The organism is Nocardiopsis sp. FR4 (genome assembly GCF_009830945.1).
Taxonomy (GTDB): Bacteria; Actinomycetota; Actinomycetes; order Streptosporangiales; family Streptosporangiaceae; genus Nocardiopsis.
In genome coordinates, this window is record NZ_VWVV01000078.1 from 1 (window position 1) to 520 (window position 520).

The window sequence follows — 520 nt, forward strand, 5'->3', positions numbered from 1 at the left end:
AAAAGTTCGGCGGCCGTGTCGATCCCCGCCCGCGCCCGTTCGACCTAGGAGTGAGAAGCGGCCCCGCACCCGGGGCCCACCACACCCAGGGAGACCACCATGAAGTACATGCTCATCATGCGCGCCACCGACGAGGCCTTCGCCACCATGGGCGAGACCGACTTCTCCCAGATCCTGGAGACCGTCGGCCGCTACAACGAGGAGCTCGTCCGCGCCGGCGTGCTGGTGGCCGCCGAGGGGCTCGACGACGCCACCGAGGGCGTGGTGGTCGACCACTCCGCCGAGCCGCCCGTGGTCACCGACGGCCCCTACGGCGAGACCAAGGAACTCTTCAACGGCTTCTACGTCCTCAACGTGGCCTCCAAGGAGGAGGCCGTGGAATGGGCCAAGCGCTCCCCCGTCACCGGACCCGGCTTCAAGACCGAGATCCGCCGGGTCACCACCATCGACGAGTTCCCCCAGGACAACGAGTGGATCCGCAAGGAACGGGCCTGGCGCGAGGCCACCGGCCAGCTCTGAG

Annotated in this window: 1 protein-coding gene; it reads left to right on the forward strand. The window is 68.7% G+C overall.

The window, feature by feature from the left end; all coding sequences use genetic code 11:
• Positions 1 to 99: 99 nt before the first annotated feature.
• The gene (locus tag FYW95_RS27500) at positions 100 to 519 is read left to right on the forward strand and encodes a YciI family protein (protein WP_159945743.1); all 420 of its coding nucleotides are present in this window, start codon (positions 100 to 102) and stop codon (positions 517 to 519) included.
• Position 520 lies beyond the last annotated feature (1 nt).

What these genes read in the sequence shown, in the direction of transcription:
- FYW95_RS27500 (WP_159945743.1), top strand. Translation starts at nt 100, where the DNA reads ATGAAGTACATGCTCATCATGCGCGCCACCGACGAGGCCTTCGCCACC.